This window comes from Microbulbifer agarilyticus (assembly GCF_001999945.1).
GTDB classification, from domain to species: domain Bacteria; phylum Pseudomonadota; class Gammaproteobacteria; order Pseudomonadales; family Cellvibrionaceae; genus Microbulbifer; species Microbulbifer agarilyticus_A.
In genome coordinates this window covers 531,198-548,163 of the sequence record NZ_CP019650.1, presented here as the reverse complement: position 1 = coordinate 548,163, position 16,966 = coordinate 531,198, and the positions used below count along the sequence as shown (strand labels likewise).

The window sequence follows — 16,966 nt, the reverse complement described above, 5'->3', positions numbered from 1 at the left end:
CCAACTTTCAGGAGAATTGACTTATGCGATGGATTGCGATTTTAGCCAGTGCGACGCTGGCTGCATGTAGCAGCTCGACGATGCTGCCCGAGAATACTGCTGCCGGGAGTGGAGAGTTCAGTGCGCGCGTTGCGCCACTTGTCCACAGCGCACAAACAGGTGGTGGCTTGTCGCTCGCGAGCGCCCCCCTGCCCCCTCTACCCTGGGAAATGGAAGGGCAGCAACCCCCGCAGGCGGACCTGCAAACACTGGCACCGGACCTGCTGGCGGTATCGCCAGAGATGAAAGCGTTTGTGGATTCGATCGATCCATCCCTTTCGCCGAACCAGCGCATGCGACGGATTCTGCGCACGCTGCGCCAGCAGCGGTTTTTCATGGAGTACGACCTGGATACCACCGCCACCGCCGCCGAGACGTTCTCGCAGCAGCGCGGCAACTGTATTTCGTTTGCGGCGATGATTGTGGCGCTGGCGCGGGAGGTGGGCGTACCGGCTCACTTTAACCGGGTGTATGCGCCGAAGGAGCGGCGCGCTACGCGCAGCGACAGTGGACGGGTACTGGTAGAGAACGTCCTGCATATCAATGCGGAAATTTCCTACGGCTGGAGCACGCGGATTGTGGAAATGAATTTCGAGCCGCGCTCGCACTACCGCCACGAGAAACTTTCGGATGAGGACGTGCAGGTGTTGTACCTGAATAATCTGGCTTTGAGTGAGGCCCGGGACGAAAATTTCGACGCGGCGATTGGTATTGCTCGGCAGGCGCTGACACTCTCACCAGAATCGTCCGTGGTATGGAACACCCTCGGCTATTTGTACCGACGTCAAGGCAGCCTGGAATTGGCGGAGTTGAGTTACACCCGCGCCATTGCCCTGGACGATAAAAATGTCTCCGCCAAAAGAAACCTGCAGCGAGTGTACCAACTGCAGAGCCGGCGCGAGCTACTGCAAGCGGCGGAGTCGTCACCGATTACCGATCAGGATTCCTGAGTTTGCGCCTCGCGAAATTGCAGCTCGGCGAGGCGTTTGTACAGCGGGGAGCTTTCCACCAATTGCTGATGTCGGCCTTGAGCAACCAGACGGCCGTTTTCCAGCACGGCGATATTGTCCGCGTGCAGGATAGTGGCAAGGCGGTGGGCAATAATAATTGTGGTGCGATCTTTCATCAGCGTTTCTAACGCACGCTGCACATGGTGTTCGCTCTCAGCATCGAGTGCACTGGTAGCTTCGTCCAGCAACAAAATCGTGGGGTCTTTAAGAATGGCCCGGGCAATGGCGAGACGCTGCCGCTGTCCACCGGAGAGCCGTGCGCCCTGCTCGCCAAGGTGACTGTTGTAGCCGTCTGGAAGTTGCTCAATAAATTCATGCGCGTGTGCGGCCTTGGCTGCGGCAATGACTTCTTCGTCGCTGGCATCGGGCTTGCCGTAGCGCAGGTTGTACCAGACATCCGCAGTAAACAGTGCGGGCTGCTGCGGCACTACCGCCATCTGGCTGCGCAATACGACGGTATCGAGATCGCGAATATCGGATCCATTTAAGGTGATGCGCCCGCTTTGCGGATCGTAAAAGCGCTGCAGCAAATCCATCATGGTGGATTTACCTGCGCCGGATGGGCCGACGAGAGCCAGGCTTTTGCCCGCGGGCACATCCAGGCTCAGCTCTTCCAATGCGGGTTTATCCGGTCGTGAGGGGTAGTGGAAGGTGACGGACTCGAAGGCGAGCTGGGCTTCACCTTGCGCGCCATCTACCTTGCTGTCTGTATCTTGCCCAGCGGTTTGGGACGAAGCGACTTCACTGACAGGAATTTCCGCTTTTACATTTAGCAGATCAATCAGCCGTTCGGTGGCACCGGTGGCACGCTGCAGCTCGCTGTAGACCTCGGAAATTGTGGCCACCGCTGAGCCCATCATCACTGCATAAAAAACAAACGCGGCGAGGTCACCGCTGGTGATGCGCCCGGCAATCATGTCGTTGCCGCCGACCAAAATCAGGCCGCTGACCGCACCGAACATCATCAATATCACTACCGCAATAAGCAGCGAGCGCTGGCGCACACGTCGCTTGGCAACGCCAAACGCGACTTCCACTTCACCGGAAAACGCCTGCATTTCATGGCGCTCTCGCGTGTAGCTCTGCACGGTTTTAATGTGCTGAATAATTTCTCCGGCGTAGCTGCCCACATCGGCAATGGAGTCCTGGCTTGCCTTGGAGAGTTTACGCACCCGGCGCCCGTAAAGGGTAATCGGCAGCAGTACCAGTGGTACGCCAATCAGCACCATCAGGCTCAACTTCAAATTAGTAAACAATAGAAGAATCAACGCACCGACAAACATCAGTGCACTGCGCAGCGCCATGGAAAATGAGGTACCGATAATCTGCTGCAGCAAGGTGGTGTCGGTGGTGAGGCGAGACATAATCTCGCCGCTGCGGTTGGTTTCGAAATAGCTCGGATGCAGGGTGACGATATGATCGAACACCGCTTTGCGCAGGTCCGCCACTACCCGTTCGCCCAGCCAGGAAACCAAATAGTGCCGGGTGTAGGTACCCAGGGCCATCAGCACCGCGAGCACCATAATAATAAACACCGCGTGGGACAGCGCCTGGGTGGAATCGCCGGTTAGACCCTCGTCCACCAGCAGTCGCACGCCCTGGCCGATGGACAGGGTGATACCCGCAGTAAACACCAACGCCAGCGCCGCGCACACCAGCACCAGTTTGTAGGGCCGCACGAATGGCCACAGCGCCCTGGCCATGGAAGTTGCGCTTAAGCTCGCAGATTTTGGAGATTGCGATGGGGCGATGTCAGTTGCTGAGGGCGCACGGGAGTCCGGCATAAAGAAGGTCTTCTGTGTAAATCAATCGGCGATAGTATGCCGTTACCCGAGTTCACACCAGACCCAAAAGCTCAACTCCTGAATAGTCGTTTCGCGTTTACAGCTTGGCGGAGAGCTCGCGAATCTCGCGGTTTAAGATACGGTCGTTATCGCTGTAGTCCACGGGGATATCGATCAGGTGTATCCCCCCTTCCTGCATACAGCGTTCGATGGTGGGGCGAATATCTTCTGTGCGTTCGATACGGTGACCGCTGGCCCCATAGGACCCTGCGTAGGCAACAAAATCCGGGTTGCCGAAATCCAGGCCAAAGTCGTGGAAATCCATCTGCGACTGCTTCCACTTGATCATGCCGTAGCCGTCGTCACGCAGAATTAAAATCACCAGGTCGAGTTTCAGGCGCACCGCGGTTTCCAGCTCTTGGGAATTCATCATAAAACCGCCGTCGCCACAGATCGCCACCACACTGCGATCCGGATGCACCAGCTTTGCGGCCATGGCGGAAGGCAAGCCGGCGCCCATGGTTGCGAGTGCATTATCCAGCAACACGGTATTGGGTTTGTGCGCTTGATAGTTCCGCGCAAACCAGATTTTGTACATGCCATTGTCCAGTGCGATGATGCCGTTATCCGGCACCGCCTCGCGCACTTCTTTTACCAGACGCTGCGTCTTTACCGGGAAGCTCGCGTCCTGTGCGCCGTCCACAATATGCTTGCGCAGCGCATCGCGAATCCGGTGCGCGTCGGTGAAGCTCCAGTGGCTTTGCGGCTCAAGCTTTTCTTTTATCTGCCACAGGCTGTTGGCGATATCACCCACCACTTCAATCTGCGGGAAATACACCGGGTCGACCTGTGCGGAACTGAAGTTGATATGCACCACTTCTGGACCGCCCGGGCGCATGAAGAACGGGGGTTTTTCCACAACGTCGTGACCGACGTTGATAATAAGATCGGCCTGATCAATGGCGCGGTGCACGAAGTCGCCGTCGGACAAGGCGGTGTTGCCGATAAAATACGAACTCGCTTCGTCGATCACGCCTTTACCCATCTGCGTGGTCACTGCGGGGATGCCAAACTTTTCCACAAATTCCCGCAGCATTTTTGCAGTGAGTTTGCGATTGGCACCGGCGCCGATTAACAACAGCGGCTTGCGTGCGGCGGCGATGGCCTGCACTGCCTGGCACACGGCTTTATTCTCGGCGATCGGCCGGCGGGTATAGCTGGGTTCCAGCACCGGCATGGTGGAGTGCTCACGAGCGATATCTTCCGGCAGCTCCAGGTGCGTCGCACCGGGCCGCTCTTCCTCCGCCTGCCGAAATGCCTCGCGCACATGCGCCGGCACATTGTCGCCACTGACGATCACCTTAGTGAACTTGGTCAGCGGCTGCATCATGTCGACGATGTCGATAATCTGGAAGCGCCCCTGTTTCGAGCTTTTGATCGGTTTCTGCCCGGTGACCATCACCATGGGCATGGCGCCGAGCTGCGCGTAGGCGGCTGCCGTCACCAGGTTGGTGGCGCCAGGGCCGAGGGTAGATAGGCACACGCCGGCGTTACCGGTCAGCCGCCCGTAGGTGGCCGCCATAAAACCGGCCGCCTGCTCATGGCGGCCAATCACCAGCCGGATCTTGGAACCGCGCAGGGATTCCAGCAAGTCCAGGTTTTCTTCTCCGGGGATGCCAAAGACGAACTCGACACCTTCCGCTTCCAGTGCGCGCACAAACAGATCCGATGCTTTCACCAAATTCCCTCTCTAATGCCTTCACTAAGGGCTATATCTAGCGCCACCGCTACCCCGCTGAGCCACCGGGAATGCGCCGATCCAATTGCAATAGCAGCGTAGCAGACGCGCCATATTTGAAGTCCCGCCCATATTAACTGGCGAACTCAACCATCTTGTTGCTGACCTCGCAGTCTGGCGCCGAAAGCCTTGAAACTGCCCCATTAGTTCCGGTACATTGCGCGCCTATTTTTTAGCCATAGTTTATAGCCAGAGAGTGACTTCCAAGTCGCTCCGTGTGTCGGGAAGGATTCCGCCAGCTCACTTGAGGTAACCATGAAGCTGACCCAGTCCCTGCCCGCCCTATCCCTTTCCCTGCTGACCGGCCTGTTCACCGCTGGCACCCAAGCCAAAACCCTGTGGAGTGACAACAGCCTGACCGCGCTGCACGGTAAGAACTACGAAGTGAACTACGGCCTGTCTACCGACGACAGCACCCGTAACGTTCTCACCTTCGAACACGTGAGCGGCCACACCTGGGGCGACCTGTTCATGTTCGGCGACTACCTCAAGTCCACCGACGGTTCTGCCGAACTGTACGGTGAAATCTCCCCGCGCCTGAGCCTGGGCAAGCTGGGTAACGATGTCGCATTTGGCCCGGTAAAAGACGTGCTGCTGGCTGGCCAGCTGGAATTGGGCAATACCGATGACCCGGACAACCTGCTGGTAACCGGCGAACGCTTCGTCAACAAACTGGCGGGTGTGGGTTTTGACCTGGACGCGCCGGGCTTTGCTTACCTGCAGGCCAACGTTTACCACCGCAACAACGAGAAGCGTGCGGACAACGAGCAGCTGACCCTAGTGTGGGGCCTGCCGTTCACCATCGGTAGCGAATCCTTCCTGTATGACGGTTTTATCGACTGGGCCAGCGCTTCCCGCGATGTACACGCCAGCCTGAACTTCACCTCCCAGCTGAAGTGGGACATTGGCGCGCGCAGCGGCAACCCGAAGAAGCTGTACGCCGGTGTTGAGTACGTGCATTGGAACGATAAGTTCGGCATCAAGGACGGTACCTTCGGTATCGATTCCAACGAGCGCAACATCAACCTGCTGCTGAAGTACCACTTCTAATTAATCCTCTAATTAATCGGTGCGCAATACCATGAGCCAGTCGAAATCTACCGCGGCCGCCAACCGCGCGGCCCCGCAAGCGAATATCCTCGAGCGCCTGTTCAAACTGTCCGAGCGCAAGACCACTGTGCGCCAGGAAGTCATTGCCGGTCTCACCACCTTCCTGACCATGGCCTACATCATTTTCGTTAACCCGAACATCATGTCTGCTGCCGGCATGGATCAGGGCGCGGTCTTTACCGCGACCTGTCTCGCCGCGGCAGTAGGCTGTTTGATCATGGGCCTGTACGCCAACTACCCGTTTGCGCTGGCGCCGGGCATGGGCCTGAATGCCTTCTTCAGCTACGTGGTTGTGGGTGAAATGGGCTACAGCTGGCAGGTGGCATTGGGTGCGGTATTTATCTCCGGTGTAGTGTTCCTGCTGCTCAGCATCTTCAAGGTGCGCCAGTGGGTGATCGACAGTATTCCCATGTCCCTGCGTCAGGCGCTGGCGGCCGGTGTGGGCCTGTTCCTGGCGATCATCGCGCTGAAGAGCGCGGGCATCGTGACCGCAAGCCCAGCCACTTTGGTAACCCTGGGTGATGTCACTTCCACGGAAGCGGTGCTGGCCGCACTCAGCTTTGTACTGATTGCGGCGCTGGCTTACCGCCGTATGCTGGGCGCGGTGATGATCGGCATTCTGATCGTGACCGGTATTGCGCTGGCCCTGGGCAAGGTGCAGTACGGTGGCCTGGTTTCCGCACCGCCGAGCATGGCGCCGACCTTTATGCAGCTGGATATTGCCGGTGCGTTTAACGTAGGCATGATCAGCGTGATCTTCGCGTTCCTGTTTGTGGACCTGTTCGACACCGCCGGCACCCTGCTGAGCACCGCCGACCGCGCCAAGCTGCTGGACAAAAAAGGCCAGCTGCCGGGTATGGGCAAGGCGCTGATGGCAGACAGCTCCGCGTCTGCGGTGGGTTCCCTGATGGGTTCCTCCACCACTACTACCTACGTGGAAAGCACCGCGGGTGTTGCCGCTGGCGGCCGTACCGGTCTGACCGCGGTAGTATGTGCGGGCCTGTTCCTGCTGGCGCTGTTCTTCTCGCCGCTGGTGGGTATGGTTCCGGCCTACGCGACTGCCGGTGCACTGATGTACGTTGCGGTACTGATGACCTCCGGCCTGTCCACTATCGACTGGGATGACATTACCGAGGCGGCGCCTGCGGTAATCGCTGCGGTGATGATGCCGCTGTCGTTCTCCATCGCCAACGGCATTGCGCTGGGCTTTATTTGCTACGCGCTGATCAAAACCCTGAGCGGCCGCCATAAGGATGTGAGCATCAGTGTCTACGCACTGGCGGTGCTGTTCACCGCCAAGTTTGTATTCTTCTGATTGGCCTGTTTTAGGCTGCGCAGATAGCCGTGTAGCAGCTCCGCATCCAGCCCGTGCAGCATCAGGCGAAAACCCGCCTGTAGTGTGGAGTGCGGTACCATCGGGTGGCGGTTGCTGACCAGGGACAGGGCCATGCTGTCGTTCAGCAGCTTGCCGATGTAGATGGAGATGGTCTCGTCCAGCTGCAGGGAGTTGCTCGCGCGCCAAAAGTCGTGATCGGACAGGAATAGCGCGTAGAGCGGCGTGTACATTTCGATGGCGGTCTGAAGATCCAGCACATTGGTGGCGTGATCACCGCCCGGTTGCAGGTCGAATTCGCCATCGGTGATCGCGGAGAAATCCAGCCGCTCGGCCGCGCGGATATCGCGGCCGTCGCGGCGCAACTGCTCATTCAGCTCGGCGATAAAATTGTAGATATTCAGATCGTGGATCAGAAAGGTATCGTCGAGCAGGTCGCACAGGTTTTTCGGGCGCAGAGGTTTGGTACTTGAGATGCGTACGCCGTCGATATTGTCGGCAATAAACTGCAATAACTCGGTACCGATATTGAAATGGCGTAGTATCAGATAGTTTGCGTCACCGCGGACAAAGTACTTTAGCCCCCAGTAGATGGTTTTGTGCAGTAGCCGCGATGAATTCCAACGCTCGGGAATCACGATCCGCAGCAGTTGCACCAGCACGATACTGAGCCGCGCCAGCGGCCGCACTACTGGCAACAGGAGGCGCCGCGACCAGGTATTATTGCCGGCAAGCAATGCCTTTTTCGCTGGTTCATGAATGGGCAGGCTACGGTCCAGATAGAGCGCCAGCCAGGGGTTGGGGTCGCGACGGTCGATCCGCTCATTTTCAAAATCGCTTTTCCAGCTCATGCGTATCCCGCCTTAATAATTTCCCAACTCTTCCAGCTGCAGTAAATAAAGACGGCCAGTTACCCGCGCGGTTTCCAGTATCCGCTCGGCGAGGCCATCGATCGCCAGCACTCCGGACTCCAGTACTTCCTGCAACTCCCCCACGTGATCCTCGTCGTGCTCGGCGTGATAGCGGTAAAAAGAAACCTGATGAGAGCCCAGATCTAAATGCTGCTGCAGGGCGCGAGCGAAAATACCGGCAAAGTGTTTGCCGAGCCCTTCGATGATAAACATCGCACCCAACAGGTCCAGCGGATCGGCGGCGCCGGCGCGCTGGAACATCCAGGCAGACAGGGCGCGGGAGCCAATATTCTGCCGGCCGGCGCGCAGTACCGCGACGTCTCCGCCGACGGATTCGAAGTCCCGCTGTAGCATTTCGTAGTCGCGGTGCTCGGTACGCGCGTGTTCGAGAAAGCGCGAGCGCAGCTCTAGATGCTCACTGCCGATGGACGATACTGCGCAGGCAATCCAGCGCGAGCCGTCCAGTACCTGTTGGTAATGGTCGTGCAGTAACAGCCGGTAGTCCTCCAGCCGTATCGCACCGCGCAGCGCGCGGGCGACGATCGGCACACGGATAAGACGCCCTTCGAAATCCGCCCAGGTTTTACCGAGCTCACGAATGACCGCCGCAGATTTGTTTTCTACCATTTCCATCTTATTTCTCTCCATCACACGGCCGTTAGGCTCATAAAAGACGCCAGACACCGGCCGCTCTCCGGCACAAAACACAATATGCGATCACCGCGCTCCAGTTTTTCCTCCCGCAGCAACCGGTCGATCAGCAGAAAGATGGACGCCGAGCCCACATTACCGACTTCCTGCTGATGGTTGCGCCAGCGCTCTTCGGGAATCATCGCAGCAGAGCGGGTGAGCAACGTTTTCATACGCTCGCCCAGCGCGCGTGCAGAATAGTGCGGCAGAAAATAACGGATATCTCGCGGCGACAGCTGATGCTTGTCCAGCACTTCGAGGAAATAGCCCATCCACACCGGAAACATCTGGTCCAGCAGGTCGAAGTCCTGCCGCAATACGATGGCGCCCTGTTCATAGGCAGCACCAGGGGATTCGTAGTGAGCCCAGGGTTTGGCATCCTCCGGACTGTTATCGCGAGTGCCGGCAAACATGCAGGTGGGGAAGCGGTCGGCAAAGGATTTCTGTTCGATCCAATCGATTTTCAGGCTGGGGCGCTGCGGGTTCGGTTCGGCTTCCATCACCAGTGCGCCGGCACCATCCGATAGTGTCCAGCGCAGAAATTCATACTGCATCGCCTGCTGTGTGTTCATGAGGGAAAAATCGATTGCGCGGTAAAAACCCGGCTGGAACCAACGACTGGAAAATTCACTGCCGCTCACCGCGGCGATGCGATGCTGACCTGCATGGACATTCAGCCAGGCGGACTTGATCGCCATCATGCTGCTGCCACAGACACTCTGGTGGGAGCTGATCTCCATGGGTGTGTGTGCCAACTCACCGTGCACTGCGCTGGCGATACCCGGCACCAGAAAATCCGCCTGGGTTGTACCACAGGCGAGATACTGCAGTTGCGCGGGATCCCGGCGTGCAGCGTCACAGGCAGCTTCCACCGCGCGGGCAGCCATCTGCGCGTTGGTGAACAGTGGATTGCCCTCCGCGTCCAAAGCGTAGTGGCGTTGGCGGATGCCATTTTGGCGCAGGGTCAGCGCCTTGAGTTTGCGACTGTGCTCTCCGAGAAACCCGATGCGCGATTCCATCTCGCGGTTGTCCACCGGTGCACCGGGCAGGAAACTGCCGCTACCGGTGATAAATACGCCCTGCATGTACCTTCCTTCTCGTCCGTGCTCTGGGCGGGCATATTATCATCCGGGCCGCCCGGAGAACGATACGGCGGTACGATGCTGCCAATATCACATCGTCAGTAATGGCCTGCTGTTAGAAATACTGCCTTCCCTGTAGCACTCAGTGTACGTGCGCTTCGGCCAGGCAATCCCATAGAGTTTGCACAATACGTGAAGGCCTGGGCGATAGCCGCTGGATCGCCACAAAGTCGCACTCGTATTGATAGCGCTGTGGATGTATTGCACGGATCTCGCCTTTCTTCAAAAACGTCTCCGCATAATGGTCTGGTAGATAGCCAATATAGCGCCCGGTCTGCAGGCAGTGAACGATGGCTTCCTGGTCGTTGACGGTAATGTCCCGCTGCAACCCCAGCCGGTTACCCACTTCCATATTCGGTGAGTGATAGCCGAGGCCGGCGTATTTGCACGCGCGGATGGCGTCGTCGTCGATGGAGATATCCGCGGTACCGAATAGCGGGTGGCGGTAGCCGCAGTAGAGATACATCTGCTCATAAAACAGGTGCTGGTAATCGAGACTGGGGGACTCGCGGTGGGCGGGGATCACCCCCAGCTGGAAGCGCCCCTCCATCACCCCGCGCTCGATTTCATTGATCGGCTCGATGTGGATATCCAGGCTGACCTCCGGCGCCAGATCGTCAAATTGGCGCAGGGCGGCGTCGATATGGGCGGCAGGGTTGGTGACCATCTTGTCGAACAGAGCCAGGGAGATATGCCCGGTCATGCGCTTGTGCACATCCGCCACCTCACCGCGAAACGCGTCCAGGGAACTGAGCAGGCGCAGGGTGGCCTGGTAGATCTGGCGCCCCTCGCTGGTAAGGGCAAAGCCGCTGCGCCCGCGCTGGCACAGGGTCACGCCAAGGCGCACCTCCAGGTCCTTGATATGGCGGCTAATGGTGGAGCGCCCCACGTTGAGCTCCAGCTCCGCCGCCGAGAAGCCCCCTGCCTCCGCCACCGCGCGGAATACCCGCAACAGGCGCAGGTCGATATCACTCAGCTGCCCCAGCAGCGCCGTTTGTTTGCGCCCCACGATACCCCCCAATTCTGTCAGACCAGTCAATCCAACCAATCCAGCCGAGCCATCTCGCCCGGCCTCTTTAAACACTTTGTTTCACAAATATGAAACTTAACATCGATAAATAACAGTTTATGCAACATTAAAGCTCTTCTACATTGGCTGCAACCAAACCAAACAAGCTGCTATCGATAAGCAGCAAGTGACAAGAAATAAGAACCAGGAACAAAGGGGAGCAGAGCAATGGACATGAGCGTGAACGACAAGTTTGCCGGCCTGAGCCAGGACCAGCTAGATGCCCACTGGATGGCCTACACCGGCAACCGCCAGTTCAAGCAGGACCCGCGCATCATCAAAGGCGCCGAAGGCTGCTACTACACCAGCGCCGATGGCCGCCGCATCTTCGACGGCCTCTCCGGCCTGTGGACCTGCGGCGCCGGCCACAACCGCGTGGAAATTGCCGACGCGGTGAGCCAGCAGCTGCGCACCCTGGACTACGCGCCGGCGTTCCAGTTTGGCCACCCCAAGGCCTTCCAGCTGGCAGAGCGCATCACCCAGTTCATGCCGGAAGGCCTGAACCGCGTGTTCTTCACCGGCTCCGGTTCCGAGTCTGCGGAAACCTCCCTAAAGATCGCCCGCGCCTACTGGCGCAAAAAGGGCATGCCATCGAAAACCAAGCTGATCGGCCGCGCCAAGGGTTACCACGGGGTGAACTTTGGCGGCATCAGTGTCGGCGGTATCGGCGCCAACCGCGCGCTGTACGGCACCGCCGTAGATGCCGACCACCTGCCGCACACCGTGCTGCCGCAGAACAAGTTCTGCAAGGGCATGCCCGAGGAAGGTGCCCACCTGGCAGACGACCTGCTGGAAATGATTGCCCTGCACGATGCCTCTAACATCGCCGCGGTCATCGTCGAGCCCATGGCCGGCTCCGCCGGTGTATTGCCGCCCCCCGTGGGCTACCTGCAGCGCCTGCGTGAGATTTGCGACCAGCACAACATCCTGCTGATTTTCGATGAGGTGATCACTGCCTTTGGCCGTATGGGTGCCGCCACCGGCGCCGAGGCCTTCGGTGTTACCCCGGACATCATCAACACGGCCAAGCAGCTGACCAATGGCGCCGTCCCCATGGGCGCGGTCATCGCCAAGCAGGAAATTTACGATACCTTTATGGAACAGGGCGGCCCCGAGTACCTGCTGGAACTGCCCCACGGTTACACCTATTCCGCCCACCCGGTGTCCTGCGCGGCAGCGCTCGCATCACTGGATATCCTGGAGAAGGAAAACCTCTTCTCCCGCGCCGCCGAACTGGCAGTGGTACTGGAAGACCGCGTGCATCAATTGAAAGGCACACCGCTGGTGACCGACATCCGCAACTGCGGTGTTGCCGCGGGTCTCACCATCGAGGCCGCACCGGGTGAACCACTATTGCGTCCGTACCAGATCGCGATGAAGATGTGGGAAAAGGGTTTTTACGTACGCTACGGTGGCGACACCATTCAGCTGGGCCTGCCGTTTGTGGCCGAGGCGGAAGAAGTCGACACCCTGGTCAGCGCCCTGGGCGATGCCATCACCAGCATCGCTGCCGGCTGAGACCGGCTAATAAAGCACACAAACCAAACGTATTAAGAACACGAAAAATTTAGAGAGTTAACCGAGGAAACAACATGAGCATTGTTGGCCATTTTATTAACGGCAAAACCGTCGACGCCGCCGAGCGCACCCAGGACGTATTCAACCCGGCAACCGGTGAGGTTTCCAAGCAGGTAGCGATCGCCGCAAAAGACACCGTGGAAGAAGCGGTCGCGGCGGCGTCCGAGGCGTACAAGACCTGGCGCAACACCCAGCCGATCAAACGCGCCCGTATCATGTTCAAGTTCAAGCAGCTGCTGGAAGACAATGCAGAAAAAATCTGCGCGCTGATCGGCGAAGAACACGGCAAGATTTCCCACGACGCCATGGGCGAACTGACCCGCGGTATCGAGAATGTGGAGTTTGCCTGCACTGCGCCGCAGATGCTCAAAGGTGAACACAGCCGCAACGTTGGCCCGGACATCGACTCCTGGAGCGAAATGCAGCCGTTGGGCGTGGTTGCCGGTATTACCCCGTTCAACTTCCCCGCCATGGTACCGCTGTGGATGTTCCCGCTGGCCATCGTGTGCGGCAACACCTTTGTACTGAAGCCTTCCGAACGCGACCCTTCCTGCGCCCTGCTGCTGGCACAACTGCTGCAGGAAGCCGGCCTGCCGGATGGCGTATTCAATGTGGTGAATGGCGATAAGGTTGCGGTAGATACCCTGCTGACCGACCCGCGTGTGGAAGCGGTGAGCTTTGTTGGTTCCACCCCGATCGCCGAATACGTTTACGCCACGGCCAGCGCCAACGGCAAACGCTGCCAGGCACTGGGCGGTGCCAAGAACCACGCGATCATCATGCCGGATGCGGACATGGATAATGCCGTCGCCGCACTGACCGGTGCCGCTTTCGGTTCCTCCGGTGAGCGCTGCATGGCACTGTCGGTGGCGGTGTGTGTGGGCGATGAAGCTGCGGATACCTTTATCGACAAGATGTCCCACGCCATGAAAGACCTTAAAGTGGGTGCCTACACCGACAGCAGCAACGACTTTGGCCCGGTCATCACTGAGGCACACAAGAACAAGGTGGACGGCTATATCGCCAGCGCCGCCGAGCAGGGTGCGACCATTGTGGTCGACGGCCGTGATCCAAAGGTGGCCGGTTATGAAAACGGCTTCTTTGTCGGCGGTACCCTGATCGACCAGGTGAAGCAGGGCATGACCTGCTACGAAGAGGAAATCTTTGGCCCGGTGCTGCTGGTAGTGCGCGCCGAATCTATGGAACAGGCCATGCAGATGATCAACGATCACGAGTACGGCAACGGTACCTGTATCTTCACCCGCGACGGCGAAGCGGCGCGCTACTTCAGCGACAACATCCTGGTGGGCATGGTCGGCATCAACGTACCGCTGCCGGTACCGGTGGCCTACCACAGCTTCGGCGGCTGGAAGCGCTCCCTGTTCGGCGATCTGGGTGCCTACGGCCCAGACGGTGTGCGCTTCTATACCAAGCGCAAGACCATCACCCAGCGCTGGCCATCCAGCGGCGTGCGCGAAGGTGCGCAGTTCTCTTTCCCGAGTAACTGATCCGCTCCACTCGCTGTATACGAAAAACGCCCGCAGAGAAATCTGCGGGCGTTTTTATTTATGAACCACCGCGCAATATTTATTGGTCAAGAGGAGATATTTAGCAGAATTGTTCACAATGTGTCATTATCCGCGCCCCCAACAATCCGCCCAGCTGCGGATACACTGCAATTCAAGGAGTGCGCACAATGAGCAGAAAGCTGATTTCCAGCGGATCGGAATTTGAAACCAAGATCGGATATTCCCGCGCGGTTGTGGATGGCGATTACGTTTTCGTCTCCGGCACCACCGGCTACAACTACGCCACCAACAGCATCAGTGACGATGCCGCGGAACAGGCGGACCAGTGTTTTGCGAATATTGAACAGGCTCTGAAAGAAGCGGGCAGCAGCATCGCACAGATCGTGCGGGTGACCTACATCCTGCCCAACCGCGATGACTTCAAACCCTGCTGGCCGGTATTTGAAAAGTGGCTGGGGGAGGTACGACCCGCAGCCACCATGTTTGAAGCGCGCCTGCTGGACGACGCGATGAAAATTGAAATTCAGGTGACCGCGCGCGTTTAACACACACTTTGGGTAATCTCGTTTGCCCAGTCGGGGAAGGTCAGTTAATCCTGATCTTCCCTGCCCCCCGAACGACGCCAATCAAAGCTGCTCGGCCGCTTTCTCTCCTGGCAGCTCGCCGAGTTGTTCTCCGAGACTTTCTCCTAGGCTTTCTCCCAACCGCTCTTTTTTCGCCACCGACAGATAGCCGAAATAGCGATCGCGAATTTCCCGTACATAATTCACCGGCTCCCGCCCTCGTACGTAACCGAAGCGCGCTTTCTTGTAGTACTGCGGTTTTGACAGCAGCAGCATGGCCTCTTCCACATTATCGAACCAGCGATTCGGATCCTTGCCCAGCTTTTTCGCCAGCACTCGCGCGTCTCTTACATGCCCATGTCCGGCGTTGTAAGCGGCCAGGGAGAAATAAATCTTCTGATCAAACGGCAGCGATGAGGGGAAACGTTCTTCCAGCCAGCCGAGATAAGATACCCCAGCACGAATACTGTTTTCCGGATGATACAAATCGGAGATGCCGAGCTGCTTGCCGGTGCGCGGCATCACCTGCATCAGGCCGCGGGCACCGGCAAAGGAGCGAGCCTTGGGATTGAAGCGACTTTCCTGATACATCTGCGACACCACCATGCGCCAGTCCAGATCGGCGGGTACCGCGTGTTTGCGCACTAGCGGATCGTAAGGTGACAGCTCGGTGGTATCTCGCAGGCGCTGTCCCTGTTTGCCCTTGATGTGCTTTTCTTCCTTGAAGTACTTGTTGTAAGTCACATTGAAAAACAGGCCACGGTAGTACTTGTTCAAAAAACCATTCAGCTTGCCCAGTAATTCCGGCTGGTCTTTCCGCACTGCCCAGGCAATGTCCTGCTCTTCGGAAAGGTCACCGACCACCGCAAAATCATCGCGATAGGTTTGCTCGATTTGCACCAGATGCGAATCTGCCACCGTGTAGTCGTAACGTCCCTCCGCAACCGCATCGATCAGCTGCTCTGTGGTGGCTCCCTGAATCGGCAAAATATTAACCGGCTTACTGCCCTCACTTTCCGCAACGTCAGACTGCAGTGCCGCCAGCGCCTCGAGGCTGGAGTAATAGCTGTTGAGAGGGTTTACTGCGACGGATTGGCCGATTAACCGCTCGGCAACGGGAACTGCCAGTTCCTGCGTATTGTCTACAGCAGCGATCAATTGTTCGGTGACCTGCATGTATGGGCGGGTAAATACCAATCCCTGCTGTTTGCGCGCGTCGGTGACGGTCATGGATGCGGCGATCACATCCCCCATGCCCTCTGCCAGCGCCTCCGCCAGATCCACATCGTGGCCGGGCACTACCATGCTCAGGCGCAAGCCATGGTCTTTGGCAAAACGCTTTAACAAGTCGTAATCAAAACCCATCAGTTCGCCGCGCCACATAAAGTAGGAGGCGGGGTGATTGCGGGTCAGCACGCGCAGGGTTTTACTTTTTTTGATTTGCGCCCAATCGCGGCGAGCGCTATTGCGCTGTTGTGCCGCGACCAGGTGCTCTTCGGTCAAGAATTCATTTAATGCCTGCCCCAGCGCTACCGCATTACTGCGCACGGCCCAGGCGATGGCGCGGCGGCGATCGCTAAGGTTTTCAGCCTTTAGCGCGGGAAAATCTTCGAGCAATACTGCGGACAAATTGCTATCGATAATGGTTGCGGCAAAAGTGCCATCGGCGACGCCGCCCAGCAATTCATCCTGACTAATGGGTTCATCGAGAATCTGAGCTTGCAGGGATACCTGCGACTTATTTGAGGAGGACTCGGCCAACTCGGAAATCGTTTCTTCAAAAGCACTACCCTTACGCACCGCAACCTTGATAGATGCAGAAACGGGTTCAGCGGCGGCAACCGGCTTGGAAGCGGAACCTTGCTTACGTCGAGTGATCAGCTGTTCCTGAACATACTTCAATGGGCGTACATACAGGACCTGTTCAGCACGCTGTTCGGTACGGGTAAAGTTCACCGCAATCACATCACCGCGCCCTTCCTGTAGCGCGGGAATCAGATCGGCAAAGTTATCCACATAAATCCACTGCACGGCGAGCCCGCGCTGCTCGGCAAACTTCTCGGCCAAGGCCCGCCATTCCGCCGTGGGGAGGCCGTCTCGCGGTAAAGACTCCTCTTCCAGCCCCTTGGGCGCAAGCAGCCTCAGGGTACCTTGCTGGTGAATCTCGGCGAGGTCGCCCTGATTGATATAGTTGGTAAATGCGGGGGCTGTGGGTTCGCTGGCCTGCGAGGCTCTTTCTTCAGCCTTCTCTTCAGTCGCCTTCTCAGTCAACTCTGCCGCGCTGCCATTCTCGAGAACCTGCGCCGCCTTTTCACTGCTGGTATCGCCACAGGCGGCCAGCAGAATACCGAGCAGGGCTATTGCCACTACCCATCCCGCTCTTACAGCTCCCAAGCGATCCTTTTCTTGT

General features: G+C 58.1%; 13 protein-coding genes. 6 read left to right on the top strand and 7 right to left on the bottom strand.

The genetic code is table 11. The features are described 5' to 3' along the window. Positions 1–23 precede the first annotated feature (23 nt). Positions 24–989, top strand: coding sequence for a transglutaminase domain-containing protein (locus Mag101_RS02210; RefSeq protein ID WP_077400175.1), 966 nt, complete (start codon positions 24–26; stop codon positions 987–989). Here Mag101_RS02210 and Mag101_RS02205 read toward each other — a convergent pair. Together Mag101_RS02205 and Mag101_RS02200 are read right to left on the bottom strand one after the other, a co-directional pair. Continuing rightward, a complete protein-coding gene (locus tag Mag101_RS02205) occupies positions 977–2,752 on the bottom strand; it encodes an ABC transporter transmembrane domain-containing protein (protein ID WP_198040059.1) in 1,776 nt (591 codons plus the stop codon). The two genes, Mag101_RS02210 and Mag101_RS02205, sit on opposite strands and share 13 nt — an antisense overlap. Before the next feature lie 178 nt (positions 2,753–2,930). Then, complete coding sequence (locus Mag101_RS02200; protein WP_077400169.1) at positions 2,931–4,571, bottom strand: acetolactate synthase large subunit; 1,641 nt, start codon at positions 4,569–4,571, stop codon at positions 2,931–2,933. A 315-nt stretch (positions 4,572–4,886) separates the two neighbouring features. On the opposite strand from Mag101_RS02200, the gene Mag101_RS02195 reads away from it, so the two are divergent. Both Mag101_RS02195 and Mag101_RS02190 read left to right on the top strand, forming a co-directional pair. Then, positions 4,887–5,681 (top strand): outer membrane protein OmpK, encoded by a 795-nt coding sequence (locus tag Mag101_RS02195; RefSeq protein WP_077400167.1) that lies wholly within the window; start codon positions 4,887–4,889, stop codon positions 5,679–5,681. A 31-nt stretch (positions 5,682–5,712) separates the two neighbouring features. Beyond that, positions 5,713–7,056, top strand: coding sequence for an NCS2 family permease (locus Mag101_RS02190; RefSeq protein ID WP_198040057.1), 1,344 nt, complete (start codon positions 5,713–5,715; stop codon positions 7,054–7,056). Here Mag101_RS02190 and Mag101_RS02185 read toward each other — a convergent pair. From Mag101_RS02185 to Mag101_RS02170, 4 genes are all read right to left on the bottom strand, one after another. Further along, on the bottom strand, positions 7,011–7,925 hold the full coding sequence (locus Mag101_RS02185; RefSeq protein WP_077400164.1) for a DUF6999 family protein: 915 nt from the start codon (positions 7,923–7,925) through the stop codon (positions 7,011–7,013). The two genes, Mag101_RS02190 and Mag101_RS02185, sit on opposite strands and share 46 nt — an antisense overlap. Positions 7,926–7,937: 12 nt before the next feature. Next, entirely contained in the window at positions 7,938–8,618 is a 681-nt protein-coding gene (locus Mag101_RS02180; protein ID WP_198040056.1) for an iron-containing redox enzyme family protein, read from the bottom strand. A 14-nt stretch (positions 8,619–8,632) separates the two neighbouring features. Then, positions 8,633–9,760: a StlD/DarB family beta-ketosynthase gene (locus tag Mag101_RS02175; RefSeq protein ID WP_077400158.1), complete on the bottom strand. Its 1,128-nt coding sequence runs from the start codon at positions 9,758–9,760 to the stop codon at positions 8,633–8,635. Between the two features lie 139 nt (positions 9,761–9,899). Beyond that, positions 9,900–10,826 carry a LysR family transcriptional regulator gene (locus tag Mag101_RS02170; RefSeq protein ID WP_077407988.1) on the bottom strand — a complete coding sequence of 309 codons (927 nt, stop codon included), beginning with the start codon at positions 10,824–10,826 and terminating at the stop codon, positions 9,900–9,902. Between the two features lie 228 nt (positions 10,827–11,054). Here Mag101_RS02170 and Mag101_RS02165 point away from each other — a divergent pair, with 228 nt between their 5' ends. From Mag101_RS02165 to Mag101_RS02155, 3 genes are all read left to right on the top strand, one after another. Then, positions 11,055–12,404 (top strand): aspartate aminotransferase family protein, encoded by a 1,350-nt coding sequence (locus Mag101_RS02165; RefSeq protein WP_077400155.1) that lies wholly within the window; start codon positions 11,055–11,057, stop codon positions 12,402–12,404. Positions 12,405–12,478: 74 nt separating this feature from the next. After that, positions 12,479–13,972 carry a CoA-acylating methylmalonate-semialdehyde dehydrogenase gene (locus Mag101_RS02160; protein WP_077400152.1) on the top strand — a complete coding sequence of 498 codons (1,494 nt, stop codon included), beginning with the start codon at positions 12,479–12,481 and terminating at the stop codon, positions 13,970–13,972. Positions 13,973–14,160: 188 nt separating this feature from the next. Next, complete coding sequence (locus tag Mag101_RS02155) at positions 14,161–14,538, top strand: RidA family protein (protein WP_077400149.1); 378 nt, start codon at positions 14,161–14,163, stop codon at positions 14,536–14,538. 81 nt (positions 14,539–14,619) lie between these two features. Here the strand turns inward: Mag101_RS02155 and Mag101_RS02150 are convergent, their stop codons facing one another. Further along, on the bottom strand, positions 14,620–16,923 hold the full coding sequence (locus Mag101_RS02150) for a transporter substrate-binding domain-containing protein (protein WP_198040055.1): 2,304 nt from the start codon (positions 16,921–16,923) through the stop codon (positions 14,620–14,622). Positions 16,924–16,966 lie beyond the last annotated feature (43 nt).